Raw genomic sequence first — 23,398 nt, 5'->3', positions numbered from 1 at the left:
TCCCGAACACGAACAGATAGGTTTGCGTCTATGTCGAACATCACATCCCGGTCGGTACTGGTGACCGGAGGTAACCGCGGCATCGGTCTCGCGGTCGCTCAGCGCCTGCTCGCCGACGGCCACAAGGTGGCCGTCACCCATCGCGGGTCCGGTGCGCCGGAGGGTCTTTTCGGCGTGAAATGCGATGTGACCGACAGCGAGTCGGTCGATCGCGCGTTCACCGAGGTGGAGGCGCACCAGGGTCCGGTCGAGGTCGTCGTCGCCAACGCGGGCATCGTGGACAACACGCTGCTGATGCGCATGACCGAGGATTCGTTCTCGAAGGTCATCGACGCCAACCTGACCGGTGCGTGGCGAGTCGCCCAGCGCGCCAACCGCAATATGCTCAAGAACCGTTTCGGCCGCATCGTCTTCCTCGGCTCGGTCGTCGGCCAGATGGGTTCGCCCGCGCAGGTCAGCTACGCGGCGTCGAAGTCGGGTCTGATCGGTATGGCGCGTGCCATCACCCGTGAGGTCGGCAAGCGCAACATCACCGCGAACGTGGTGGCGCCCGGCCTGATCGACACCGACATGACCCGCCAGGACATGACCGAGGAGATGCGCAAGAACGTCCTCGAATTCATCCCGGCCGGTCGCATCGGCGAGGCCGAGGATGTCGCGGCGGCGATCAGCTTCCTGGTCTCCGACGACGCCTCCTACATCTCCGGCGCGATCATCCCCGTCGACGGCGGTATGGGCATGGGCCACTGAGCGTCTCGCTCAGGCCCGACCCAGAAACCCTCAGCCCCCAGCATTCTTAAGAACGAGGAGAACCGACCACCCCATGGCTGGATTGCTCGACGGCAAAACCGTCCTCATCACCGGGATCATCACCGATTCGTCCATCGCCTTCCACGCGGCCGCGGTCGCGCAGGAGCAGGGCGCGAAGGTGATCATCACCGGTATTCCGGAGCGCCTGCGGCTCATCGACCGCATCGCCAAGCGCCTGCCGCAGGAGGTCCCCCCGGCCATCGGCCTGGACGTGACCAATGAGGAGAACCTCGCCGAGCTGGCCGACAAGGTCCGCGAACTCGCCCCCGAGGGCATCGACGGCGTGCTGCACTCCATCGCGTTCGCGCCGCGCACCCTGATGGGCCCCGAGGCCCTGCCGTTCCTGGACGGTCCGGGCGCCGACGCCGCCAAGGCGTTCGAGATCTCGGCGTGGTCCTACGCCTCGCTGGCCCGCGCCGTGCTGCCGGTCATGAACGAGGGCGGCTCCATCGTGGGCATGGACTTCGATCCGCGCACCGCGATGCCGTACTACAACTGGATGGGTGTGGCCAAGGCCGCGCTCGAGTCGGTGAACCGGTACGTGGCGCGAGAGGTGGGCGAGGCCAAGCGCGTTCGCTCCAACCTGATCGCCGCGGGTCCGATCAAGACCCTCGCCGCCAAGGCCATCGCGGGCACCGCCACCGATGACGCCAAGCAGCTCAACATGCTCAACACCTACTGGGACGGCGCGAGCCCGATCGGCTGGGATGTCGACGACCCGACGGTGGTCGCCAAGTCCGTGGTCACCCTGCTGTCGGATTGGCTGCCGGGCACCACCGGGTCGATCATCTACGTCGACGGCGGAGCCTCGCACAACACCTGGTTCCCGGCCGACGGTTTCGGCGCGAACTGAGCACGACGGTAATTTCGGAGTAAGGAGGAGAGCAGTGGCTGCGGAGCCCACGGCTCATGAAGTGGACGCCCTGCTACTGCTGTCCTTCGGCGGTCCCGAGCGCCCCGAGGACGTGATGCCGTTCCTGGAGAACGTCACTCGCGGCCGGGGCGTGCCGCCGGAGCGTCTCGCCGAAGTCGCACAGCACTATCTGCACTTCGGCGGGGTCTCGCCGATCAACGCCTTGAACCTCGACATTATCAAGGCGATCGAGGCGGAATTCGCCTCGCGCGGCCTCGATCTGCCGGTGTATTTCGGCAACCGTAACTGGCATCCCATGGTCGAGGAGACCGTGGAGCGCATGCGCGCGGACGGAATCCGTTCCGCGCTGGTGTTTCCCACCTCGGCGTGGGGCGGCTATTCGGGCTGCCTGCAATATCACGAGGACATCGTGCGCGCCCGGACCGCGGTCGAGGACGCACCGGACCTGGTGAAGCTACGCCAGTATTTCGACCATCCGCTGTTCATCGCGGCATTCGCGGACTCGATCCGCGCGGCCGTCGCGGAATTGCCCGCAGACAAACGCGCAAGCGCCCGTTTGGTTTTCACCGCGCATTCGGTGCCGAACTCCGCCGACGCCGCCTCCGGCCCGCCGTCCGAAACCAACCTCTACAGCCGTCAGGTCTCAGAGGCGGCCCGTTTGTGCGCGGCCGCAACCGGTTTCGACGACTACGACCTGGTGTGGCAGTCGCGTTCGGGTCCGCCGCAGATCCCGTGGCTGGATCCCGACATCGTCGACCATATCGACGCGCTCGCCGAGCGTGGCGTGGACGCGGTCGTGGTGTGCCCGGTCGGCTTCGTCTCCGACCACCTCGAGGTCATCTGGGACCTCGACAACGAGGCGAAAGAGCGTGCCGCCGAACTGGGTATGGCGTTCGCGCGTGCCGCGACGCCCGGCCCGGACCAGCGTTTCGCCCAGATGGTCGCCGACCTGGTGGACGAATACCGCACCGCTGCGGCCCCTGCTCGCCTCAGCGAAATGACCGGCCTGGGTTGCACCCTCAACGGTGCCCCGTGCGTGGTCGGCTGCTGCGCGCTGCCGCCACGCCGCCCCGCGGTCGCGCCGACGTCCGGCGAATTGTAGTCTCGCCCAGGTGACTACACCCGGACGCGGAACCACCCAGCAACGCCGCCAGCCCGCCGCGAGCGGCAACGCCGCCCGCAAGCGCACTTTCGGCCCGCCGGACATGTTCGTCTGGGCCCCCGTACTGACCCTGTTCCTCACCGCGGGAATCGTCGGCACCATCGGCCAATCCATCATGTACGCCTCGATCTTCGTCGTGGTCGCCGTGATCATGGTCATCGCCGATATGTGGTTCAACCGCTAGCGATGATTTATCAGCAGGCCTACGTTCCACAGCAGCCGATGCCCCAGGCTCCGCCACCGAAGCGCTCGGTGGCGGCGGTGGTAATCGCCTGCGTAGCGGGATTTCTCGCGGTGCTGGGCATCGCGGGGACGGTGACCGGATTCGTGCTGTACTCCGGTGAGAAGAACAAAACAGTGCCCGACACCGACAATGCCCTACGGCAGGCCGCGTGCGACTACATGACGTTGTTCGGAACCTACGACTACACGGATTTCGAGAAGAACAAGGCCGCGCTCATGGACGCGAGCACCGAGGACTTCCGGAAGACGTACTCCGGTATGGTCAACGGCATCAAGGACTCCGTGGTGTCGCAGCAGCTGCACAGCAAGGTGACCGAAAGTCATTGCGGGGTGCTGTCGGTCGGTGATCACCGGGCGCAGGTGCTGGTGTCGACCAAGCAGGCGACATCCAAGCCGTCCGATCCCGACATTCAGACCAGACTCCTGATGATGACGGTGTCGCTCGAGGAGCAGCCCGATGGGCGCTGGCTCGTCGGTGACGTCAAACCGATCGTGTAGTCGCCGGGCCTGTCACTTCAGGACGTTGACCGCGCGGGCGATGACGAGGCTGACGGTCAGCAGGGAGACTGCGGATTGGGTCATCATCAGCGTTTTCGCCCAGCGGGACATCGGCATGACGTCCGTGGGGCTGAATGCTGTTGCGTTGGTGAAGGATAGGTAGAGGTAGTCGGGGAACTGGGGTTCCCATTCGGGGTCGGTGAGGTCGGGGTTCTGCATTTGGACCCACAGGAAGTCGGGGTACGGCTTGCGGGCGTGGGCGCGGGCGGCCGGGCCGCCGCGATCGAATTCCCAATACCAGAGCGCGAAGACGAGGACGTTGGTCAGCCAGATCGCGCCGCCCGAGGTCAGCAGGCCCGCCGCGTTGTTGCTCACCGATCCGTTGATCAGGCCGCGGACCAGTTGGCCCACCGACCACAGCATGGAGAAGCCGAGCAGGCCCATCAGCAGCAGACTGAAGCGCCGCAGGCGCATCTCCTCGCGGTCGAGGCGCACGGGGCTGCCGATCACGAGTACGACCAGCAACACCAGCCCGATCGCCGGTACCAGCCAGCGTGGCCCTGCGGTGAATTGTTCGGGCAGGAAGTACTGGACCACCAGAATCCCGATGATCGCGGCCGTGGCCGCCCAGCGGGCCTCCCCGGCTGTGCGTCGCGCCCATGCGGGGACCGGGTTGTCTGTGCTGTTGTTATCGGCCGTGCTCACGCGAGTGAGTATGCCTTCCGGACGATTGGTGACAGAAGTATGACGCGGGGTTGAGACCGGACTTTCCAACGGGCAGGGTGGGTTGTAGCTGAGGCCGATACAAGGAGGTCAAGTGACACGGGAGTACAACCGCAATCCGGCGGCCGTGGCCGCACTGTCGCCTGAGCAGTACCACGTCACCCAGGAGAACGGGACCGAGCGCGCGTTCACGGGGGAGTACTGGGACAACCACGAGCCCGGGATCTACGTGGATGTGGTGTCCGGCGAGCCGCTGTTCGCCTCGACCGACAAGTTCGAGAGCGGATCGGGCTGGCCGAGCTTCACCAAGCCGATCGACACGGGCACCGTGGTCGAGAAGAAGGATCGCAGCCATTTCATGACGCGCACCGAGGTGCGGTCCAGTTTCGGCGACAGCCATCTCGGGCACGTGTTCACCGACGGGCCGCGCGATGCGGGCGGGCTGCGCTACTGCATCAATTCCGCGGCGCTGCGGTTCATTCACCTCGACGAGCTCGAGGCACGGGGTTACGGACAGTACAAGTCTCTGTTCACGAAGGAGGAAGCGTGACCGACACACGGACCGCGGTCTTGGCCGGCGGATGTTTCTGGGGCATGGAGGATCTGATCCGGCGGCAGCCGGGCGTGCTCTCGACCCGGGTGGGTTACACCGGCGGGCGCAACGACAACCCGAACTACCGCAATCACCCGGGGCATGCGGAGGCCGTGGAGATCGTCTACGACCCCGAGCAGACGGATTACCGTGCGCTGCTGGAGTTCTTCTTCCAGATCCACGATCCGAGCACCAAGGATCGGCAGGGCAATGACGTCGGGACGAGTTACCGCTCGGCCATCTTCTACCTCGATGACGAGCAGAAGGCGGTCGCGGTGGACACCATCGCCGATGTGGACGCGTCGAAGTTGTGGCCGGGCAAGGTGGTTACCGAGGTGACGCCCGCGAGCACCTTCTGGGAGGCCGAGCCGGAGCATCAGGATTACCTGCTGCGCTATCCGGACGGCTACACCTGCCACTTCCCGCGTCCGGGCTGGAAGCTGCCCAAGCGCGCGACCGCGTAGCGACCGCCTGATACCGCTCTGACGGCGGGTCTCACCGGGTTCGTCCCGGTGGGGCCCGCTGTTTTCTTTGAGACGATCCAACGGAACTAGTTGCGGCGAAACTAGTTATGTGGCTACTATTGGGTCCGTGATCGCGAAGGCGATCGAACGAGACTTCTCGGAGGGCAGTAGTTGTGAGCGGCATCAAGACGGCACTGATCATCGGCGGCGGCATCGCGGGACCGGTTGCGGCGCTGGCACTTCAGAAGGCGGGCATCGAAGCGACGGTGTTCGAGGCGTACGAGAATGCTGCAACCGATACCGGCGCCATGCTCACCGTCGCACCCAACGGCCTTGCGGCACTGGGCATCATCGGTGCGGACAAGCTGGTGATGGCGGCGGGCACCCCGCTGCACAGCATGGTCATGGAAACCGGCGCCGGCCGTCAGCTCATGCGAGTGGACACCTTGCCGGGCCTGTCGCCCAGTTGCACCATGCTGCGTGCCGACCTGTTCCGCGCCCTGCATGATCACGCGCTCGCCAATGGCATCGAATTCCGCTACGGCAAGCGGCTGGTCGATATCGAGCAGTCCGAGACCGGCGTGGTCGCCGTCTTCGCCGACGGCTCCACCGCTGCCGGTGACATTCTCATCGGCGCGGACGGCATCCACTCCACCGTGCGCACCCTGATCGACTCCGACGCGCCCGGCCCGGATTACACCGGTCTGATGAGCTTCGGCTTCGGCGAATTCACCGCGGAGGGAACGCTTTCCGGCGGCGGTGACGGCGAGATCGAGGCCATGCACTTCGCCTTCGGCAAGCGTGCCTTCTACGGCTACTGGCGTCAGCCCAACGGCAAGAACGTCTTCTTCAGCAACTACCCGCAGGCCGAACCCATGACCCTCGCCGAAGCCAAAGCCGTCCCCGCCGAAGAGTGGCTGACCAAACTGCGTGCCGCCCACGTCGGCGACACCCCCGGCGAGCGACTCTTCGCAGAGACGAGCGTCGACCAAATGATCGTCACCGGTCCCATGGAACGGATGCCCCACGTCCCCAACTGGTTCCGCGGCCGCGTAGTCCTCCTCGGCGACGCCGTCCACGCCCCCTCGTCCAGCTCCGGCCAGGGCGCCTCCCTCGCCATCGAATCAGCCATCGAACTGGCCCGCTCCCTGCGCGACATCACCGACCCGGCAAAGGCTTTCGCGGCCTACGAGTCCCTCCGCCGCCCCCGCGTCGAAGACATCTCCGACAACGCCGCCAAAACCAACAACGGCAAAACCTCAGGTCCCGTGGCGAAGGCCCTGTTCGGCCTCATGATGCCGATCGCCACCCGCACCTTCCTGAAGCCGGAAAAGATGTTCGGCCCCGTCCACCGCTTCGTCATCGACTGGGACCAGCCGGTCAGCGTCTAGTAGGCCACCAGCCTGCCGATCCCGAATCCGCCGCCGCAGTACACCTTCGCGCTGTAGGGAACATCCACCGTCGCGGGATCGCCGGGGACCGTGGCCCGCAGATACGCCGTCGGCACGGGGCTCTCGTCGAGTCCGTACTTGTTGCAGACCGCGCCGTCGGTGTAGTTGCCGGTCATGACTCCGGTGGAGCCCGCGGGCAGGACCGTGACTCCAGGCGCGCCGGGCGGCAGGTTCGCCCCGGCCGCGTCCGGGTACTGGAGATTGTGGTTCGCATCCACCAGTTGCAGGCCCGGCCCGTAACCGCCGATGACGCAGTCGTGTTCGCCACGATTGGTGATCTTCACCGAGAAGTATTCGCGACTCATGTTGTGCCCGCCGACACTCGCCTGAAACGTCAGATCCGCTGTTCGACAAGGCGATACCGGGGATGGTGCGGTGTCGGCATGGTAGACGGCGGCGACGAGCGGTGTGATGCCGACCGGGCGCTTCTTGCACACCAGCGGTGCGTCGTAGCTCATGGGCGCGACCAGTTCGCCCGTCTCATCCGGAACGCTCACCAGGAGAGCAACCGCCTCCGGGCAACCACCGACCGGCGCATTGACCGACGGTTGGCCGTCGTAGTCGAGCGTGGAACTGGCAATTGCGCCCGGCGGCAGACTGACGCGTTCAGCCACTGCACCGGTCCGATGCCCGGCGGCATCGTGTGCGGCACCGGTCCGGTCGCGCAAGCGCAGTGCCGGATACCCCTGAACCAAGCACGTGCGCGCAGCGGTGTTGGTCACCCGAATCTCCGCGATGACATGGTCCACTGACGGACTCTGTCCGGCACTCACCACATCGGTCCGCACGCTCAGATCCGCCGCGTGACAGCGATCGGCCGCCGGAATCGTGGATTGCGGTGCCGCAACTTTGTCATTCCCGCATCCCGCCAGTGCCAGCACCGCTAACGCCGCGACATATCGACGCCCACGCACCTCGTCCCCTCCCTGTTGATTTAGTATTGCCGGTCACTGCACCGGTATGGCCGGGTAGGTCTGCTCGGCGCAGAACCGTTGCACCACTTCGGCATCGCTGAGGCCCGAGTCTCCCCGCTCGCCCTCATCGTCCACGCCGCACTCAGGGTTGCCGCCGATGGTGATCAGAACATGTGCGACCAGCTCGAGACGTGAGCCGACGAAATGGTAGAACTGCCGATAGTGCTTCGACGGTCCGCTTTTGGACATCGCCGAGACGTATCCGTCGGCGGTTCGCTGTATCGCGATCGGTACATTGGCGATTCCCTGAAGTGAACCGGTGTAGACGAAATCGGGTGCGGCATCCGTGGCCCGGTAGATGTCGAAGCCCGGGCCGCCTGTACCGCCGCCGTTGGGAATCACGAGCTGGTCGCGCCCGTCGTCGGCGAGATTCCGCAGTTCGGGTGGCCCGGGCACTATCGGACTCAGTGTGGTCGTGAAGGACTGGCGCGTGGTGCCGTCGGAGGTGATCACGCTGATAGCCAATGGGACTCCGTGACCCACCGGTTCCGGGCTGCCATACCGCGCGATGAAGGTGTATCCGGAACGGTCGCGCGAGACCAGCTTGCAGTCCCGAACATCCACCCCGCCGGCCCCGCGTTCGAGATCCGCGCACAGCGGTAGCGCGGCATCGGGAACCGGAGTCGTGGCGGTCGCGTGCCCGGTCGTGACGGGTGGGACTGTCGCGGTCGCGGATGCCTGCGGCGTACTCCCGCCCGCATCCCGCCCACAACCCGCGACCAGCAGGCCAAAGCCCACGGCTGTCAACGCCGCGCTCGTCCCCACAAACTCGATCTTCCTCCCCATGGGGCCAGAGCGTAGCGGTCTGCCCCCGGCACGGGGTGTGGCCGAAACACCTTGCTGCCGAGAGAAACCGCACAACCGGCAGTGTTAACGTCCGAGGTTCGCTGTCCTCAGCGGGCGGCCTCCATTACCGTTGTGGCCATGGGACTTTCGGCTGCCGAAGTGTTCGATGGGCTCGGCAAGGATTATGAGCAGGCGTTCGCGGGGCTGACTGCGCAGCGTGAGGAAGTCGAATGGCTGCTCACTCAGCTGCCGGGCGCGGCGAAGGTGCTCGATATCGGGTGTGGGACGGGGCGGCCGACGGCGGAGATGCTGGTGGCGGCCGGGCATGAGGTCACGGGATGTGATGTCTCGCCGGGGATGATCGAGATCGCTCGTGCGCAGGTGCCGGGGGCCCGGTTCGAGGTCGCCGATCTCAGAACCCTGTCGTATCCGTCGGGGGCCTGGGACGCGGTGGTGGCGTTCTTTCCGCTGCTCCAGCTCACCCGCGCGGAAATCGAGGCTGCATTGCGGACATTCGCGCACTGGCTGCGGCCGGACGGGATCTTCTTGTTCGCGACCGTGCCCGCCGATATCGAGGGTCTCGACATCGAATTCATGGGGAAACCGGTCACGGTCAGCAGTTATCCGGTAGTGGAATATCGGCGGCTGCTGGCCGCCGCGGGTCTGCAGATCGTTCGGGAACGGGTGGTCGAATTTCTGCCCGACCATCCGTCGGCGACCACGGAACACGACCTGTTCGTGGCCGCACGCCGTTCAGCGCCGTAGCGACCGGTACCCGGTCCACAGCAGTACACCCGCACCGACCACGACGAGAACGCCGCCCAGATAACTCCATTGGGAGTGCCCGGTCATCGGGGACCCGTGCAGCGACCCGGCGCCCTGCGCAATCCAGATCACCCCGACGAGACACAGCAGCACGCCGACTACGGCGGAAACGATTCGCCCCATGACAACTCCTCGGTAGCGTGTTTTCAGCATAGGAGTTCGGGGTGTTCCCTGCGCGGTCCGGCAGGTTTAAGCTGGACGAAGACCGAGCATCGATCTTCCGGGTACCTGCTGGCAGCTGGTCCCGGATCCCGTGCCACGGTCACGAATCCGCCGGTAGAGCGCAAGCGTGGATGCCACGTCGGTCGAGGGTGCCCCTTCCTGACGCTCTTGTGGCCGTGCCGAAATGAGGTATGGCCATGAACGTTTCCGTGCAGACGCCCGTACGCCACCGATTGGCTCGGGCCTTCGTCCTGGGCTCGCTGATCTTGCTGCCCGTCGGCTTCGCCGCCCCCGCGATCGCCGACCCACTGACCTTGGTGGACAACGACAACGACCACAATTGGCGCCAGGACTGCGACCACAACGGCCAGTACAGCTGGCAACAGGACCGCGGCCAACAACGCTGGAGCGACTGCGACCAGAACCGCGGCCACTGGGAATGGCGCGACAACGACTGGCGCTGGCACCACGACCGCGACGACGCCCCCGCCCCCCAACCCCAACAGTGGAACCCCTTCGGCAGCCTCTGATCGTTCGGCCCGGCCATCCTGCGTGAACCCCTTGGCGGAGGGAGAATTTCGTACGGCCCTCGCCGCTGTTGGGCAGACTGCAGGGATGACGACCATCATTGGCGGAGGCATTGCCGGTATCGCGCTGGCCGCGGCGCTGGCTCACGCACAGCACAAGGTCACGCTCTATGAACGGCAGGACACCGCCGGTGGTGGCGGGGGAGCGTTCCTGTTCCTCGATCAGCGCGGTCATGACGCGCTGATCGGCCTCGGCGTGGATATCGCCGAGTTGCACGCGGCCTCTCACGCCGTCACCGGGTTGGACTACACCAACAGCGCGGGCGTGCACAGCTCACGCCAAGATGGCGGGCATCGATTCTGGCTGCGCCACAACCTCATCCAGGTGCTCACCCGTGCCCTGGACAGCTCCGGCGCCGAGGTGCATCACGGATTCGGGGTCACCGGGATCACGGTGGAGCCGGGCTCCTGCGTGCTGCACCGCGACGGCGAACAACCGGTCACCATTGCCGACGAGTTGGTCATCGGCGCGGACGGGATCGATTCGGTGGTGCGTTCGTGCCTGGAACCCGCGCGGCGGCCCACCTATTCCGGGGACGTAGTGCTCTACGGCATGACCAACACCCGGCTCCGATTGGACACGGTGCCCGACGTATTGCACTTCTACGCCGAGATCACGCCCGACGGACCCGGCAGCACCTTCGGCCACGTCTGGTCCCCGACCGAAGGCACCACGGCGTTGTGGTTTCTGCGGATTCCCCGAGCCCCACTCGACCGCGATGACCTGGGCTTGCGGCCGGTCGAGGAATGGGCCGCCACCGTTCTCGATGCGGCACCGCACAATCGGGGCATTCTGGAAACCCTGCTCGCGCATACCGACTCGATGCACGTGTCCAATGCCCGCGACGTGCTGCTCGACGGAGCAAGTGAGCCCGGAGGGCAGCTGCTGCTGGTCGGGGACGCCGATCACGCCATCACACCTGCCGCCGGGATCGGAGCACGTGACGCGGTCGAGGACGTCCACGCGGTCTACGAGGCCATTCGCGCCGGGCAGGATCCGGCAGTGGCCATGGCTGCGCGTCGCGCGAAGATTCTTACCGATCGAGAAAACGCCCGTCGCGTCAATCCCCGCTCGCGTCCATGAACAGTCGATCCGGTGGAACGCTTGTGGGTTTCGCCTGCGCTGCCGGTACTTTCACCGACAACTCGGTTGGGGGTAGCCCACATGCTTCGGGCGGCGGTCATGCGATGAGCGCTTGGCCGGGCATGCCGCAGGTAGTGGTGGCGCCGGCGGCGGTGAGGCGCTGGCCGAGCCAGTCGAGGGCTGCGGGGCTGCCTGCCACGTTTCCGGTGAGGTGTTCGACGCCTGGGTGTTTGACGTAGGTGACGTTGACGCCGCGGGCGCAGTAGTCGCCGACGAGTTGGTCGGTGTCGGCCATCGGCGCGTCTTCGTCGTTCATCGCCTGGTAGATGTACAGCGGTGCCGACGGTGTGCCGTAACCGCCCGCCCGTAACCCACTGACGACGGCGGCGACCGCCGGGACGTCGAGCAGCCCGCCACCCCCGGGTACAACGGTGTGATCGCCGAGCCTCAGGAACGGGTACGACGTTTCCATCTGCAGGATGCACGAGCTACTGACGGCGTTGCGGAATCCGGCGTCGGGGAAGTAGGACTCGATCCCGAGCTCGGGGTAGGCACGGCCGATGCCGAGCGCTGCGGCCGCGGCGAGGACTCCGGAGAAGCCGCCGTCGAGTGCCCGCGCGGTGGAGGAGATGTCCACGGTCACACCGCCGGCCGCGACACCGCGCAGGTTCAGTTCCGGGGCGTAGGAGGGGGCGAGTTCGGCGGCGAACTCGCTGCCGCGGGCCCCGCCGGAGTACCCGAAGATCGCGGTCGGGGTCGCGGGGCCGGAAAGTCCTGCAGGAGGGAAGTTCTCGGCCGCGCGGATCGCGTCGAGGGTGTCGCGACCCTCCACGAACCCGGCTCCGAACTCACCGTCGGGGCCCAGGTAGTCGGGGACGACAACGGTCCAGCCGCGCTCCAGCGCCCGGCCTAGATAGATCATGTCGACTTCCATCACGCCGGTAGCGGCCTGCGCGGGGATCCCCGCCTGCAGCTGATCCGATGGGAAACATTGTGGCGCAAGGGCGTCGATGATCGCGTCGTAGGCCAGCAGCACGGGCGGTTCGATCCGGTTGGCCGGGCGCAGTACCGTCGCCACCGTCGTCCATGGCATGCCTTGGGTGTTCTGGCTGACGTAGCGCAGCTGCCACGCCGAAAAGGCCGCGCCCGTAGGGATACTGGGGATCGTCACCGGATGACTTTCGACGACCTGGCCCATTCCACCGGAACCGGGCTCGGCGGTCGCGGGGGCGTTGACCGGCGACCCCGCCACAGTGCCGATTCCGACGGTCGCCGCCGTGAGCAAGGCTACGACCGCCAGCGCCCTGACCCTGCACAGCCTTCGGTACCGCATCGACTCCACCTCGTCTCAGGAAAGGGAGCAAGCCAGAAACAGTCGCATGACCGGCGAATCCAGCGCCAACTTATCGGCGAGGCGGCCGCAAGTCATTGGTGACACGCCGCTGAGACGGCCGTTCGCGCGGCCCGGCTACCCGACCGTAGACGTCCGGGGAATTGCCGTCGCCCTCAACTCGCAGCATATGCACAGTAATTCCGGCGAGAATTCTAACTTTTCACATACCGTCGTGAATCGGTGCCCTGTAGGGTCTGTCGCCCAGTGAATCAATGCCATGAACTGCACTGATGTCGATCTTGTCGGATCCTGGAAATTCCTGTGATTTGATTCACCGTCGGCTTCCCCGGGGTGATTGGACGCCTACCCTCGAAATTGCAAATTGCTGGCTCGCTGAATTTCGAAGCTCGATCCCGAAACCATTCACTCCTCGTAAGGAGGGATCAATGTCGTCCATCATCGACGCGACGAAGAAGGCTGCTACCGAGGGCGATAAGCAGAGTTTGAAAGAGGTGCTCGATTTCCTGGTCACCGAGGAGGCGCTCGGCGTCACCTTCGTGAGTGCCGCCATCGAACGCGCGGCGGGCACGCCATCCGAGGCATATCTGCCGGTGCTGCGCAACGCGGTCACGCAGGAGTATCACCACGTCCAGGCGCTCGAAGATGCCGGAGGCAAACCGCTGACCCGGAAGTACTGGTTCCCCGATGCGGCATTCGACAATGGCGGCGTCGGCCTGTTCTCGACACTGGAGATCGTCGAAACGGTGGAGATCAGCCTGTACCTGCTGGGCGTGACCGCCTACGCCGAGGGACGTGAACCGTTCGGCGCTCGCCTGTGCGCCGAAGCCCTCGGCACCGAAGCCGTGCATCGAGCCCTCGTCCGCCAGGCCCAGAACGAATTGGGCCGTGACGTCGGCGTCCCCAATGATGTCGGCTTCGAGAACTTCGACTGGCAATCCGTCGCCAAGGTTCGAGATGCCCTCGAGGGGCTCGGTATCGGCTACGGCGTCGAAACCGGCCAACCCGGCCGCTTCTACGACTACCCGGGCGATCCCCTGGCCTCCGGCATCGGCACCCCCGTCAGCCACATCACCCCGGCCTGACATCGAAATCGCTACCGGCCACGCCGAAGGTGTGAAACCTGTTCCACCGCAGCGATTCCTGGGACACCGTGCGGTGCCCTCATTCTGAACGATGACGACAGATTCTGGCAGGGATCAGTCGTTTGCGAGGCTTCGGGCGATGACCAGGCGCTGGATTTGGTTGGTGCCCTCGAAGATTTGGGTGATTTTGGCTTCGCGCATGTAGCGCTCGACGGGGAAGTCTTGGGTGTAGCCGTAGCCGCCGAAGACTTGGACGGCGTCGGTGGTGACTTTCATGGCGGCGTCGGTGGCGGTTAGTTTGGCGACGCTGGCTTGGCGGGAGTAGGGGAGGCCGGCGTCGCGGCGGCGGGCGGCGTCGAGGTAGGTGGCGCGGGCGGTGTCGACGGCGGCGGCCATGTCGGCCAGGACGAAGCCGAGGCCCTGGTGGTCGATGATGGGGCGGCCGAAGGCTTCTCGCTGTTTGGCGTAGGCGACGGCGTCGTCGAGGGCGCGCTGGGCGATGCCGGTGGCGACGGCGGCGATGCCGAGGCGGCCGGAGTCCAGGGCGCTGAAGGCGATCGGAAGGCCTTGGCCCGGTGCGCCGATGAGGCGTTCGGCGGGCAGCAGCACGTCGTCGTAGGCGGCGGTGGTGGTCGGGACCGCGCGTAGGCCCATCTTCTCCTCGGGCTTGCCGAAGGAGAGGCCCTCGGCGTCGGCGGGCACCAGGAAGCAGGAGATGCCGCGCGAACCCTCGCCGGTGCGGGCGAACAGCGTGTAGTAATCGGCCTTGCCGCCGTTGGTGATCCACGCCTTGGTCCCGGTGATGCGGTAGCCTTCAGCGGTCTCGGTGGCCCGGCAGCGCAGCGCCGCCGCATCCGATCCGGCATGCGCCTCCGAGAGGCTGTACGCCCCGATCAGATTGCCGGACAACATCTCCGGCAGCCACCGCTGCTGCTGCTCGTCGGTGCCGTAGGCGAACAGCGGATGGCACGACAGGCTGTGCACGCTCACCGCCACCGCGACCGCCGCCCACCGCGCGCCCAGTTCCTCGAGCACCTGCAGGTAGACCTCGTAGGGCTGCGCGCCACCGCCGAACTCCTCCGGATACGGCAGGCTCAGCAGCCCGGCCGCGCCGAGCGCCCGGAACGCCTCGGCCGGAAAGCGCTCCTGCTTCTCGTACTCGACCACCGACGGCTCGAGCACCTTGTCGGCGATCTCGCGGGTGAGCTCGAGCAGGTCACGGGCTTCGGACGTGGGCAGCAGGCGATCGACGGGCATGTCGACACATTACGACCGACACCCAATTACATGCAAGGCAGCACGTAAAATTCGAGAACGGCTACACTGACCAGGTGGTTTCCGGTCTACCCCCGAACAAGCATCAGGAGAAAAGTCTCCGCACCCGTGCGCTGCTGCTGGATGCCGCCATCGACAGCCTGGCCGAGGTCGGCTACGCGAGCGCCTCGATCGCGGATATCACCGCCCGCGCGGGTGTCACCCGGGGTGCGCAATTGCATCACTTCCACACCCGGCAGGAACTGTTCGCCCAGACCATCGAGCATCTGACGCAACGTCAGCGGGAGGCCCTGCAGCGGCGGGCGCGGACGTTGCCGGGGGAGTTGGCGGCCGGGGAGGTGCTGGTGGAATTGGTGACCGCGCCGTTCGCGGGCAAGCTGGGCAAGGCCGCGGTCGAACTGTATGTCGGCATCGCCAACGACAAGGAGTTGCGCCGCAACATGTTGCGGGTGCAGCACGACCTGACCGTCGAACTGCTCGATGCGTGCGGCCGCTGCCTCGAGGCGTCGCCCGCGCGACTGGAAACCGCGTTCTGGCTGACGATCAACCTGGTCCGCGGCGCGACCCTCGACGAAATGGTGGGCCGGGATCGCTTGCGCCGCAAGCAGGTTCTGGCCGATTGGGCGCGCCTGGCCGAGGGCATGCTGGCCTGAGCGAAACGCGAACGTTCCCGGTCGCGATAACCGACCGTTGAATGGTTCGTGTGCGCTCGGCCGATCGGAGGCTGCCGGGCGCACCCTTGGGGAGGGGTGCCACTATGGCGATCAATCGTCGAAATCTGCTGCGCGCGGCAGGAGTTGGCGTCGGCCTGGCCGCGTTGGGTGCGTCGACCGGCTGCGATCCGCAGGCGCCGGCGGCGCAGCCGTCGACGGGCAAGCCGACCGTGGAACCGCCTGCGGGACAGGTGGACTGGAACAAGCTGCGGCAAAGCACCACGGGGACTTTGAATCTGCCATCGGATTCGGGATATTCGACGGCGAAGCTGGCCTACAACCCGATCTTCGACACCCGTCAGCCTGCTGCGGTCCTGCAGTGCGCCAACGCCTCCGACGTGCAGGCGGGCGTCTCGGCTGCCGCGGGCGCGCGCATCCCGGTGGCGGCACGCAGTGGTGGGCACAGCTACGCCGGGTACTCGACCCCCGACAACGGCCTGGTGCTGGATCTGGGCGGCATGACCGGCGTGGAGGTGAAGTCCGACGGCACCGCGGTGATCGGCGCGGGCACCCGCTTGATGGACGTCTACTCGGGCCTGGCGAAGGCGGGCCGCTGCCTGCCCGCCGGCTCCTGCCCGACCGTCGGGATCGCCGGGCTGACCCTCGGCGGCGGGGTCGGCGTGCTGGCCGGAAAGTACGGATTGACCTGTGACAACCTGGTTTCGGCGCAGGTGGTCACCGCCGACGGGACGGTGCGGACCGCGTCGGCGACCTCGGAGCCCGACCTGTTCTGGGCCTTGCGTGGCGGCGGTGGCGGCAACTTCGGCATCGTCATTTCGTTCACCTTCCGGACCGTCGCGGCACCGCAACTGGCCGTCTTCCAGGTCCGCTTCCCGGCCGGATCGCTCACCGACGTACTGGGCGCCTGGCAGACCTTCACCGCCTCGGCCCCGGACGAATTCTGGTCCACCCTCGGCATGTCCGCGGGCAGCCCGCCGACCTGCCGGATCAATGGCTGCTATGTCGGATCGGAGAAGGAGATGAACGCCCTCCTGGACAAACTGGTGGCAGCCACCAAGACCCAACCCGCCAATCGGTATTCGCTGTCGAAGGATTACCTGTCGGCGATGATGTATTTCGGTGGGTGCGCGAATTACTCGGTGGAGCAGTGTAAGCCGAACTGGAATGGCGGGGGAGCGCTCGGCCGTGAATCGTTCACGGCCTCCTCGCGAGTATTGACCAGGCCGCTGTCGGATCCGAGCCGGCTGACCGCATTGCTCACCGGACGGGAAGGCATGGATATTCTCCTGGACAGTCTTTCGGGCGCGCCCTCGCGAATCGGGGTAAAGGACACGGCATTCGCGTATCGGGGCGCCTTGGCGACCGCGCAGATCTACGTCGGCGCGACTACCACCGAAGCCCGGAATTCCGTGAACGAAGTGCGCGACAAGCTCGGCGACTTGACCGGGAACACCGGCTTCGTCAACTACATCGACCCCGGACTGTCGAACTGGGCCAGTGCCTACTACGGCGACAATGCTTCCCGACTACGCGGAGTCGCGAAGCACTACGACCCGAACGGAGTATTCGCCTTCGACCAGTCGGCATCGAAGGTGTGAACTCAGAACGCGGCGGGCAGCCGCGCATAGACACCGGGATACCCGGCCAGCGCGGTACCGCGCGCCCACGACGTGATCCCGACCAGCTTCCCGTCGACGAGCAACGGCCCGCCACTGTCGAATTCGCCGGTATCGGCCTGAGTCGAGCCGGCGCACACCATCTCCTGTGCGTCGAACGCGCCCGGGTAGGCGGTGGCGCAGTCGGCATCCGGCACCATCGGCACGGTCGCGCCACGCAGCACGGTGTTGCCGAGGTCCCCGTCTGCGGTACCGCCCCAGCCCAGCACGGTGGCGGCGTTGCCCGAGGGCGCTGCGATCGGAACGGTCGGCCGGTTCTGGGGCTTCGCGAGGGTCAGGATGGCGAGGTCGTGGTGATAGACGTCGACCCCGTCGATGGTGTCGGTGCGGAAGTCCGGGTGCAGCCGGACCGCGGTGACGTTCACGCTGGTTCCGTCGTGCGAGGTCAGATCGTTGCGGTCGAAGGTGACCGTCAGCGCCTGCGGTAGCAGCTGCGCGAGCTCCACGCAGTGCGCGGCGGTGAGCACCTGGTCGGGTGCGATCAGTTCGCCGCCGCAGAACTGGCCGGAGGCGCGGGGGAAGAACAGCGGGGTGCCGACGGCGGCGAGCCAGGGATACTGCGCGGTCGTGGTTTCGGTGCCGCCGACGATGGCGTGCGCGGGAGCGGCGGCCGGCAGTACGCAGCCCAACAGCGCGGCGGTCGTCATCGCGATGCGACGGGAGATCGACATGCGGGCCATTCAAACAGAGATCGGCCGTCTGCGGCGTCCGCAGGTGTCGGTGCCCGGGAGTACGGTCGCCGATATGACGTCCTGGACCGAGTTCGTCGCTGCCGCACCGCGCATCTCGAGCATCTTCACGCGCCGGCAGGCCGCCACCGGCAACCTGTGCATGCTCGCGACCCTGCGCAAGGACGGCTTCCCGCGCATCAGTCCCCTCGAACCCCGGGTGTTCGAGGGCGAACTGTGGCTGGTCGGCATGCAAGGCACCAAGAAATTCGCCGACCTGGCCCGCGACCCGCGCTTCTGCCTGCACACGGCCACGATCGACGGGCAGGTGACTGACGGGGACGTGAAATTGTTCGGCACCGTGCACGATGTGCAGGATCCGGAGCTGCACCAGCGCTGGGCTGACGATCTATTCGCCGAGAGCGGGTTCGATCTACGCGGCCGCACGTTCGAACCGTTCTACGCTGCCGACCTGACCGGGGCATCGTCGGTGGAGATCGTGGACGGGCATATGCAGGTGCTGGCATGGCAGCCGGGTCGGCCGGAACATATCGTCGAGGTGGCCGATCAAGGAGCGCCCGCGGGGGCATAGCGTGCAATATTGCATCGAGTGCAAGCATGCACACCGTGCGTGTGTGCGTGATGTGCCGAACAGAGCTGTGTTTCAGCGCTTTTCGGGGTGAAGTAGGGAGCGATGGTCGATATTCATCCGCCACGAGGCTATCGGGAACGACCCTCGAGCGTCAGCGGCGCCACGCTGTGGACCCGTGCGGGAGTATCGGATTCGGATCTGCCGGTGCTGCCCGACGGCAGTATGGATCTGCTGTGGATGGATGGGCGGCTGTCGGTGGCGGGCCCGGACACCCGGGCCTACCGCCCGCCGACCGGATTCGCCGATCGCATCACCGGCGTTCGCTTCTTCCCCGGCACCGCGCCGGCGCTGCTCGGCGTGCCCGCCCACGAGTTGCGCGACGCGCGAGCCGATCTCGCCGACCTGTGGTCACCCGCCGACGCACGCCACGCGACCGAGTTGATGGCCCGGGCTGCCGACCCGACGGCGGGTCTGGAAGCGATCGCGCGCTGGCGTGCAATCGAATCCGAACCCGTGGAGCCGATGGTGCGTTTCGTCGTGACGTCGCTGCGCGCGGGAATGTCGGTGTCGGCCACGGCGGGTGAATTGGGCACCGGGCCGCGGCGATTACACCGACTGTCCCTGCACGCCTTCGGGTACGGACCGAAAACGCTGGCGCGTGTCCTTCGCATGCAACGCGCATTGGCTTTGGCTCGCCGCGGAACCGGACTCGCCGAGGTATCGGCGATTACCGGCTACGCGGATCAAGCGCATCTCACCCGCGATATTCGTGAGTTGACGGGAATGTCCCCGATAGCGCTGTTGAAGACCGATCAAGCAGAGGCGGCGTACAGGTCGACGCCATTGCCGTCGGGGTCGAGGATCACCGCATAGCGCTGTCCCCAGAATGCGTCGAACGGCTTCAGCTCCGCCTGGTACCCGGCCGCCACCAATTCTTCGAATTTGGCATCCACTCCGGCGGGAGAACCGCAGTCGCAAGCCACGCCGAGGCGGCCGTTGCCGCTCCCGGCCACCCACGAGGGATGGAACGAGCGGACCACGTCCTCGGTGTCGAGCATCAACTTCACCCCGCCACCGAGGTCCGCATCGACGTGCGGCTCCTGCGCGGCGCCCTCGGCGAACTCCACTCCGAGCCGGCGATAGAAATCCACGGACGCGCCCATATCGGAAACGACGATCCCGATCACATTCAGTCGAATAGTCATAGCAGAAACCTTAGGTACCGCAGGCACCGATGGTCTTGAAGAAATCGGACACCGAAGCGTCAGCGGGCGTGGATGGCCGCCAGCCGCGCATCCCGGATCGCGTTCCACAGCGGCCGCAGCAGCGCCTCCTGAGCGGCGACCGCGGTCGCGGAGGTGGGGGCGGAGGCCGGTTCTCGTTCGGCGACGGTCAGTATCGCGGCCACCTGATCGGCGGTATCGAGAATCCGCCGGGCCCGCAGCGGCATGGAATCGGGGTATTGGTGCCGGGTATGCCCGGCCAGTTCGGCCTCGACCAGCTCGCGCGGCCCGACACCACCGGACCCCAGCCGAGTGGTCTGGAGCTGTTGCAGCGCGTCCGCCGCGTCGCGGACCGCCTCGCGCATGGTGTATTCGGCTTCACCCAAGGGCATTTCGGGTGCGCCCGCGAGGGGGATCGGCGTGGAGTAGACACGCCACTGCAGCGCGTCGTCATCGGCCCAGACGGGCACCAGCCCGGTGCCGATGGAGCCGGGTGCGCCGACCAGGATTCCCTCCCCGGCTTCGGTTGCGGCAGCGGCGAATTCGGTGCCCACAGGTATCCCGCGCACATCCCCCGGAATCGGCAGCACCAGCCGGACCTGAGCGTCGGGCCCACCCACCGCCTCGCGGATGAGTTTGAGCAGCACCATGATTCCGGCCCCCGCGACCGCATCCGACCCGTCATCGGCGGCCCACGGCAGCCCGGTGTGTCCGCCGGTGACCGGATCCCCCGCGGCCACCGTCTGCCGGGCAGCCCAGGCGCGCAACGCGTCCAACACGTCGTCAGGGGCGCTGCGGCCGGCCAGCCAGGCTCCGGCCCAAACCGTCAGCGATGCACTCGGGCTACTCATGCATTCGAGGATAACTGGCGGGCTACTCCTGCTCGGTGACGAAATCGATCAGTCGTTCGACGGCGCCGATGAGAGGGGTTTCCAGATCGCGGTAGGAGTTGACGGAGTTGTAGACGCGGCGCCAGCCCTCTTGTGGGGTGCCCCAGCGTAAGCGCTGGCAGATGCCGGTTTTCCAGTCTTCGCCGCGGGGCACGTCGGGCCAGGCGGTGATGCCGACGGCCTTCGGGCGGACGGCCTGCCACACGTCGATGTAGGGGTGGCCGGTGACGAGAACGTAGTCACCGAGGCCGCGGGTGAGGCCGGTTTCCTTGGAGCCGGTGACGAGATGGTCGACGAGGACGCCGACGCGGCGGGTCGGTCCGGGCTCGAATTCGGTGAGCTTTTCCGCGAGGTGATCGAGGCCCTCGAGTTGTTCGACCACTACGCCCTCGACGCGCAGATCGTGTCCCCACACTCGTTCGACGAGGGCCGCGTCGTGGACGCCTTCGACCCAGATCCGGCTGGCTCGCGCGACGCGCGCCTTGTGCCCCTCGACGCGCGTGGAACCGGAGGCGGTGCGCGTGGACTTCACCGGCGCGGTGGCAGTCGGCTTGACCAGCGTCACCGGTTGCCCGTCGATCAGAAACGCGGCCTCGCGCAACGCGAACAGGCGTACCCGTCCCCGGCCGTCCTCGAGTTTGACGAAGTCGCCGTCGTAGCTGCGATCGAAACCGACTACGGCACCGCAGAATCCGGTGGCCGCGTCCTCGGCGACCAGGTCGCGTTCGGCGACCACGCGGGGCACCTCCCGCTTCTGCTTGCGCGTGTGTCCGGAGAAGATGTCGCCGTACCCTTGGTGCCCACTCACCGCGTCGAGGTTACCGTCGGCGTCGGCAAAGCTCCTCGCGCCGCGCCCATTCCGGCCCCCATGCCGCATTCCCGCACTGTAGGTACCCGATACGTCCGGTTGCCGGGAGCAGAGTGATCACGAACAACGGCCGCAACCCGCCACAACGACTACTGTTGGTGGCGTGGCCGCAATAGTTTGGCTGGTCGCGGGGATACTGCTCGCGGCGGCCGAGATGCTCACGGGCAGTCTCGTGCTGATCATGCTGGGGGTCGCCGCACTCATCACCGCGGGCGTGAGTGGGCTGACCGGTTCGTCGGTGCTCGTGGACGCCATCGTGTTCGGTGGTTCCTCGATCGCGCTGCTGGCGTTGGTGCGCCCATTCCTGTTGCGGCGCTACGCGACTCCGCCTCCGCATGCGACGGGGGTGGACGCGCTGCCCGGAAAGACCGCCAAGGTGCTCGAAACGGTCGACGAGCACGGTGGCCGGGTGAAGCTGGGCGGCGAGGTGTGGAGCGCGCGTCCCTATGACGCGGCGGATTCCTACCCCGTCGGTTCGACCGTGTACGTCATGAAGATCGACGGCGCCCATGCCGTCGTCATGAAAGGGCCGTGATGGCAGTACTCATAGTCGCCCTCGTCATCGTGCTCTTGGTCGTCGTGGTGGTGTTCAAGTCGGTGGCCCTGGTGCCGCAGGCCGAGGCCGCCGTCATCGAACGACTGGGTCGGTATTCGCGCACGGTGTCGGGGCAGTTGACGTTCCTGGTCCCGTTCGCGGACCGGGTGCGCGCGAAGGTGGACCTACGTGAGCGGGTGGTGTCGTTCCCGCCGCAGCCGGTGATCACCCAGGACAACCTGACCGTGCAGATCGACTCGGTGGTCTACTTCCAGGTCACCAGTCCGCAGGCCGCGGTCTACGAGATCTCCAATTACATTGCCGCCGTGGAACAGTTGACGATCACCACGCTGCGCAACGTGGTCGGCGGCATGACCCTCGAAGAGACGCTGACCTCCCGCGATCAGATCAACCACCAGCTGCGCGGCGTCCTCGACGAGGCCACCGGCCGTTGGGGCCTGCGGGTTTCGCGCGTCGAGTTGAAGGCCATCGATCCACCGCCGTCGATTCAGGAATCGATGGAGAAGCAGATGAAGGCCGACCGTGAGAAGCGCGCCATCATCCTGACCGCCGAGGGCCAGCGCGAGGCGTCGATCAAGACGGCCGAAGGCCAGAAGCAGGCGCAGATCCTCGCGGCCGAGGGCGGCAAGCAGGCGCAGATCCTGTCGGCCGAAGGTGAACGCCAATCCCGCATCCTGCGCGCCCAGGGCGAACGGGCCGCGGCCTACCTGCAGGCGCAGGGTCAGGCGAAGGCCATCGAAAAGGTTTTCGCCGCCATCAAGAACGGCAAGCCCACCCCGGAACTGCTGGCCTACCAGTACATGCAGACGCTGCCGCAGGTCGCCAAGGGTGACGCCAACAAGGTGTGGCTGGTGCCCAGCGATTTCGGCAAGGCCCTCGAAGGTTTCGCGCGCGGCTTCGGCAAGCAGGGTGAGGACGGCGTCTTCCGCTACGAACCCTCCGAGGACGCGTCCGCGCCGGAGGCCGGGGATGATTCCGAAGAAGTCGCCGACTGGTTCGACACCGCCACCGATCCGGCCACCCAGCGGGCCGTGCGCGCCGCGGAGGCCGATGCCCGGACTCCGGTCGAGCCCCCGACGACCGGGCTGCCGCCGACCCCGACCCGCCCGCCGCTGGAACAGCGTCTCCCGCAACAGCCGGGCCAGCAGCCCAGTCAGCCGCAATACGGTCAGGAGCCGCCCGACCAGCGGTGGCAGAATCCGCCGCCGCGCCCGCCCCTGGGGCGCTGAGCACTGGTGGGACACTGAAGGTTTCGTGCTGGGATTTGAATACTGAAGCGGGCGAGGCCCTCTCGACATTGTCGAG

General features: G+C 66.6%; 28 protein-coding genes. 18 read left to right on the top strand and 10 right to left on the bottom strand.

All coding sequences use genetic code 11. The features are described 5' to 3' along the window. Nucleotides 1-30: 30 nt before the first annotated feature. The 5 genes from fabG1 to ACFXHA_RS32050 all read left to right on the top strand — a co-directional run bounded on the left by fabG1 (nucleotide 31) and on the right by ACFXHA_RS32050 (nucleotide 3,587). Nucleotides 31-750, top strand: coding sequence for a 3-oxoacyl-ACP reductase FabG1 (gene fabG1 / locus ACFXHA_RS32070; protein ID WP_379362738.1), 720 nt, complete (start codon nucleotides 31-33; stop codon nucleotides 748-750). A 73-nt stretch (nucleotides 751-823) separates the two neighbouring features. After that, the gene (inhA, locus tag ACFXHA_RS32065) at nucleotides 824-1,663 is read left to right on the top strand and encodes an NADH-dependent enoyl-ACP reductase InhA (protein ID WP_157387901.1); all 840 of its coding nucleotides are present in this window, start codon (nucleotides 824-826) and stop codon (nucleotides 1,661-1,663) included. A gap of 34 nt (nucleotides 1,664-1,697) precedes the next feature. Then, entirely contained in the window at nucleotides 1,698-2,786 is a 1,089-nt protein-coding gene (locus ACFXHA_RS32060) for a ferrochelatase (protein WP_379362737.1), read from the top strand. 10 nt (nucleotides 2,787-2,796) lie between these two features. Further along, a complete protein-coding gene (locus tag ACFXHA_RS32055; protein ID WP_379362736.1) occupies nucleotides 2,797-3,030 on the top strand; it encodes a hypothetical protein in 234 nt (77 codons plus the stop codon). A 38-nt stretch (nucleotides 3,031-3,068) separates the two neighbouring features. Continuing rightward, a complete protein-coding gene (locus ACFXHA_RS32050) occupies nucleotides 3,069-3,587 on the top strand; it encodes a hypothetical protein (protein ID WP_379362735.1) in 519 nt (172 codons plus the stop codon). Nucleotides 3,588-3,599: 12 nt separating this feature from the next. Here ACFXHA_RS32050 and ACFXHA_RS32045 read toward each other — a convergent pair whose 3' ends face one another. Then, the gene (locus tag ACFXHA_RS32045) at nucleotides 3,600-4,292 is read right to left on the bottom strand and encodes a hypothetical protein (RefSeq protein WP_379362734.1); all 693 of its coding nucleotides are present in this window, start codon (nucleotides 4,290-4,292) and stop codon (nucleotides 3,600-3,602) included. Between the two features lie 112 nt (nucleotides 4,293-4,404). Here ACFXHA_RS32045 and msrB point away from each other — a divergent pair, with 112 nt between their 5' ends. From msrB to ACFXHA_RS32030, 3 genes are all read left to right on the top strand, one after another. Further along, the gene (gene msrB, locus ACFXHA_RS32040) at nucleotides 4,405-4,860 is read left to right on the top strand and encodes a peptide-methionine (R)-S-oxide reductase MsrB (protein WP_379362733.1); all 456 of its coding nucleotides are present in this window, start codon (nucleotides 4,405-4,407) and stop codon (nucleotides 4,858-4,860) included. After that, nucleotides 4,857-5,366 carry a peptide-methionine (S)-S-oxide reductase MsrA gene (gene msrA, locus ACFXHA_RS32035; protein WP_379362732.1) on the top strand — a complete coding sequence of 170 codons (510 nt, stop codon included), beginning with the start codon at nucleotides 4,857-4,859 and terminating at the stop codon, nucleotides 5,364-5,366. Before msrB ends, msrA begins: the two co-directional genes overlap by 4 nt. A 173-nt stretch (nucleotides 5,367-5,539) precedes the next feature. Then, entirely contained in the window at nucleotides 5,540-6,757 is a 1,218-nt protein-coding gene (locus ACFXHA_RS32030) for an FAD-dependent oxidoreductase (protein WP_379362731.1), read from the top strand. Here ACFXHA_RS32030 and ACFXHA_RS32025 read toward each other — a convergent pair. Together ACFXHA_RS32025 and ACFXHA_RS32020 are read right to left on the bottom strand one after the other, a co-directional pair. Beyond that, a complete protein-coding gene (locus tag ACFXHA_RS32025) occupies nucleotides 6,754-7,698 on the bottom strand; it encodes a DUF4232 domain-containing protein (protein ID WP_379363445.1) in 945 nt (314 codons plus the stop codon). The two genes, ACFXHA_RS32030 and ACFXHA_RS32025, sit on opposite strands and share 4 nt — an antisense overlap. A gap of 66 nt (nucleotides 7,699-7,764) precedes the next feature. Continuing rightward, nucleotides 7,765-8,244, bottom strand: coding sequence for a hypothetical protein (locus ACFXHA_RS32020; protein WP_379362730.1), 480 nt, complete (start codon nucleotides 8,242-8,244; stop codon nucleotides 7,765-7,767). Nucleotides 8,245-8,715: 471 nt separating this feature from the next. Between ACFXHA_RS32020 and ACFXHA_RS32015 the strand changes: the two genes are divergently transcribed. Further along, nucleotides 8,716-9,342, top strand: a complete 627-nt coding sequence (locus tag ACFXHA_RS32015; protein WP_379362729.1) for a class I SAM-dependent methyltransferase — start codon at nucleotides 8,716-8,718, stop codon at nucleotides 9,340-9,342. Here the strand turns inward: ACFXHA_RS32015 and ACFXHA_RS32010 are convergent. Continuing rightward, a complete protein-coding gene (locus tag ACFXHA_RS32010) occupies nucleotides 9,331-9,525 on the bottom strand; it encodes a hypothetical protein (protein ID WP_379362728.1) in 195 nt (64 codons plus the stop codon). The genes ACFXHA_RS32015 and ACFXHA_RS32010 overlap by 12 nt on opposite strands. A gap of 236 nt (nucleotides 9,526-9,761) precedes the next feature. Here ACFXHA_RS32010 and ACFXHA_RS32005 point away from each other — a divergent pair, with 236 nt between their 5' ends. Beyond that, on the top strand, nucleotides 9,762-10,094 hold the full coding sequence (locus ACFXHA_RS32005; protein WP_379362727.1) for a hypothetical protein: 333 nt from the start codon (nucleotides 9,762-9,764) through the stop codon (nucleotides 10,092-10,094). 85 nt (nucleotides 10,095-10,179) lie between these two features. After that, nucleotides 10,180-11,235, top strand: coding sequence for an FAD-dependent oxidoreductase (locus ACFXHA_RS32000; protein ID WP_379362726.1), 1,056 nt, complete (start codon nucleotides 10,180-10,182; stop codon nucleotides 11,233-11,235). A gap of 97 nt (nucleotides 11,236-11,332) precedes the next feature. On the opposite strand, the gene ACFXHA_RS31995 is transcribed toward ACFXHA_RS32000, so the two are convergent. After that, nucleotides 11,333-12,568, bottom strand: a complete 1,236-nt coding sequence (locus ACFXHA_RS31995) for a lipase family protein (protein ID WP_379362725.1) — start codon at nucleotides 12,566-12,568, stop codon at nucleotides 11,333-11,335. 446 nt (nucleotides 12,569-13,014) lie between these two features. On the opposite strand from ACFXHA_RS31995, the gene ACFXHA_RS31990 reads away from it, so the two are divergent. Further along, nucleotides 13,015-13,671: a hypothetical protein gene (locus tag ACFXHA_RS31990; RefSeq protein ID WP_379362724.1), complete on the top strand. Its 657-nt coding sequence runs from the start codon at nucleotides 13,015-13,017 to the stop codon at nucleotides 13,669-13,671. A gap of 114 nt (nucleotides 13,672-13,785) precedes the next feature. On the opposite strand, the gene ACFXHA_RS31985 is transcribed toward ACFXHA_RS31990, so the two are convergent. After that, complete coding sequence (locus ACFXHA_RS31985; protein WP_379362723.1) at nucleotides 13,786-14,928, bottom strand: acyl-CoA dehydrogenase family protein; 1,143 nt, start codon at nucleotides 14,926-14,928, stop codon at nucleotides 13,786-13,788. Between the two features lie 74 nt (nucleotides 14,929-15,002). Between ACFXHA_RS31985 and ACFXHA_RS31980 the strand changes: the two genes are divergently transcribed. Together ACFXHA_RS31980 and ACFXHA_RS31975 are read left to right on the top strand one after the other, a co-directional pair. Next, nucleotides 15,003-15,599: a TetR/AcrR family transcriptional regulator gene (locus tag ACFXHA_RS31980; RefSeq protein ID WP_379362722.1), complete on the top strand. Its 597-nt coding sequence runs from the start codon at nucleotides 15,003-15,005 to the stop codon at nucleotides 15,597-15,599. A gap of 104 nt (nucleotides 15,600-15,703) precedes the next feature. Continuing rightward, the gene (locus ACFXHA_RS31975; protein ID WP_379362721.1) at nucleotides 15,704-17,218 is read left to right on the top strand and encodes an FAD-binding oxidoreductase; all 1,515 of its coding nucleotides are present in this window, start codon (nucleotides 15,704-15,706) and stop codon (nucleotides 17,216-17,218) included. A gap of 2 nt (nucleotides 17,219-17,220) precedes the next feature. On the opposite strand, the gene ACFXHA_RS31970 is transcribed toward ACFXHA_RS31975, so the two are convergent. Further along, nucleotides 17,221-17,967 (bottom strand): S1 family peptidase, encoded by a 747-nt coding sequence (locus tag ACFXHA_RS31970; RefSeq protein WP_379362720.1) that lies wholly within the window; start codon nucleotides 17,965-17,967, stop codon nucleotides 17,221-17,223. Nucleotides 17,968-18,040: 73 nt separating this feature from the next. Between ACFXHA_RS31970 and ACFXHA_RS31965 the strand changes: the two genes are divergently transcribed. Both ACFXHA_RS31965 and ACFXHA_RS31960 read left to right on the top strand, forming a co-directional pair. Next, a complete protein-coding gene (locus tag ACFXHA_RS31965; RefSeq protein ID WP_379363443.1) occupies nucleotides 18,041-18,556 on the top strand; it encodes a pyridoxamine 5'-phosphate oxidase family protein in 516 nt (171 codons plus the stop codon). Between the two features lie 102 nt (nucleotides 18,557-18,658). Next, on the top strand, nucleotides 18,659-19,429 hold the full coding sequence (locus tag ACFXHA_RS31960; protein WP_379362719.1) for a helix-turn-helix domain-containing protein: 771 nt from the start codon (nucleotides 18,659-18,661) through the stop codon (nucleotides 19,427-19,429). Here ACFXHA_RS31960 and ACFXHA_RS31955 read toward each other — a convergent pair. Genes ACFXHA_RS31955 through ACFXHA_RS31945 form a run of 3 tightly spaced genes read right to left on the bottom strand, consistent with a single transcriptional unit; the run spans nucleotide 19,369 to nucleotide 21,477 of the window. Continuing rightward, nucleotides 19,369-19,761 carry a VOC family protein gene (locus tag ACFXHA_RS31955; protein ID WP_379362718.1) on the bottom strand — a complete coding sequence of 131 codons (393 nt, stop codon included), beginning with the start codon at nucleotides 19,759-19,761 and terminating at the stop codon, nucleotides 19,369-19,371. The genes ACFXHA_RS31960 and ACFXHA_RS31955 overlap by 61 nt on opposite strands. Nucleotides 19,762-19,820: 59 nt before the next feature. Next, the gene (locus ACFXHA_RS31950) at nucleotides 19,821-20,630 is read right to left on the bottom strand and encodes a hypothetical protein (protein WP_379362717.1); all 810 of its coding nucleotides are present in this window, start codon (nucleotides 20,628-20,630) and stop codon (nucleotides 19,821-19,823) included. 22 nt (nucleotides 20,631-20,652) lie between these two features. Then, nucleotides 20,653-21,477 carry a DUF3097 domain-containing protein gene (locus ACFXHA_RS31945; RefSeq protein WP_379362716.1) on the bottom strand — a complete coding sequence of 275 codons (825 nt, stop codon included), beginning with the start codon at nucleotides 21,475-21,477 and terminating at the stop codon, nucleotides 20,653-20,655. A 163-nt stretch (nucleotides 21,478-21,640) separates the two neighbouring features. Between ACFXHA_RS31945 and ACFXHA_RS31940 the strand changes: the two genes are divergently transcribed. Both ACFXHA_RS31940 and ACFXHA_RS31935 read left to right on the top strand, forming a co-directional pair. Then, a complete protein-coding gene (locus ACFXHA_RS31940) occupies nucleotides 21,641-22,072 on the top strand; it encodes an NfeD family protein (RefSeq protein ID WP_379362715.1) in 432 nt (143 codons plus the stop codon). Next, nucleotides 22,072-23,322, top strand: coding sequence for an SPFH domain-containing protein (locus ACFXHA_RS31935; protein ID WP_379362714.1), 1,251 nt, complete (start codon nucleotides 22,072-22,074; stop codon nucleotides 23,320-23,322). Before ACFXHA_RS31940 ends, ACFXHA_RS31935 begins: the two co-directional genes overlap by 1 nt. Nucleotides 23,323-23,398 lie beyond the last annotated feature (76 nt).

It is taken from the genome of Nocardia sp. NPDC059240 (genome assembly GCF_042753865.1).
Lineage (GTDB): Bacteria > Actinomycetota > Actinomycetes > Mycobacteriales > Mycobacteriaceae > Nocardia.
This window is presented reverse-complemented; position numbering and strand designations above follow the sequence as displayed.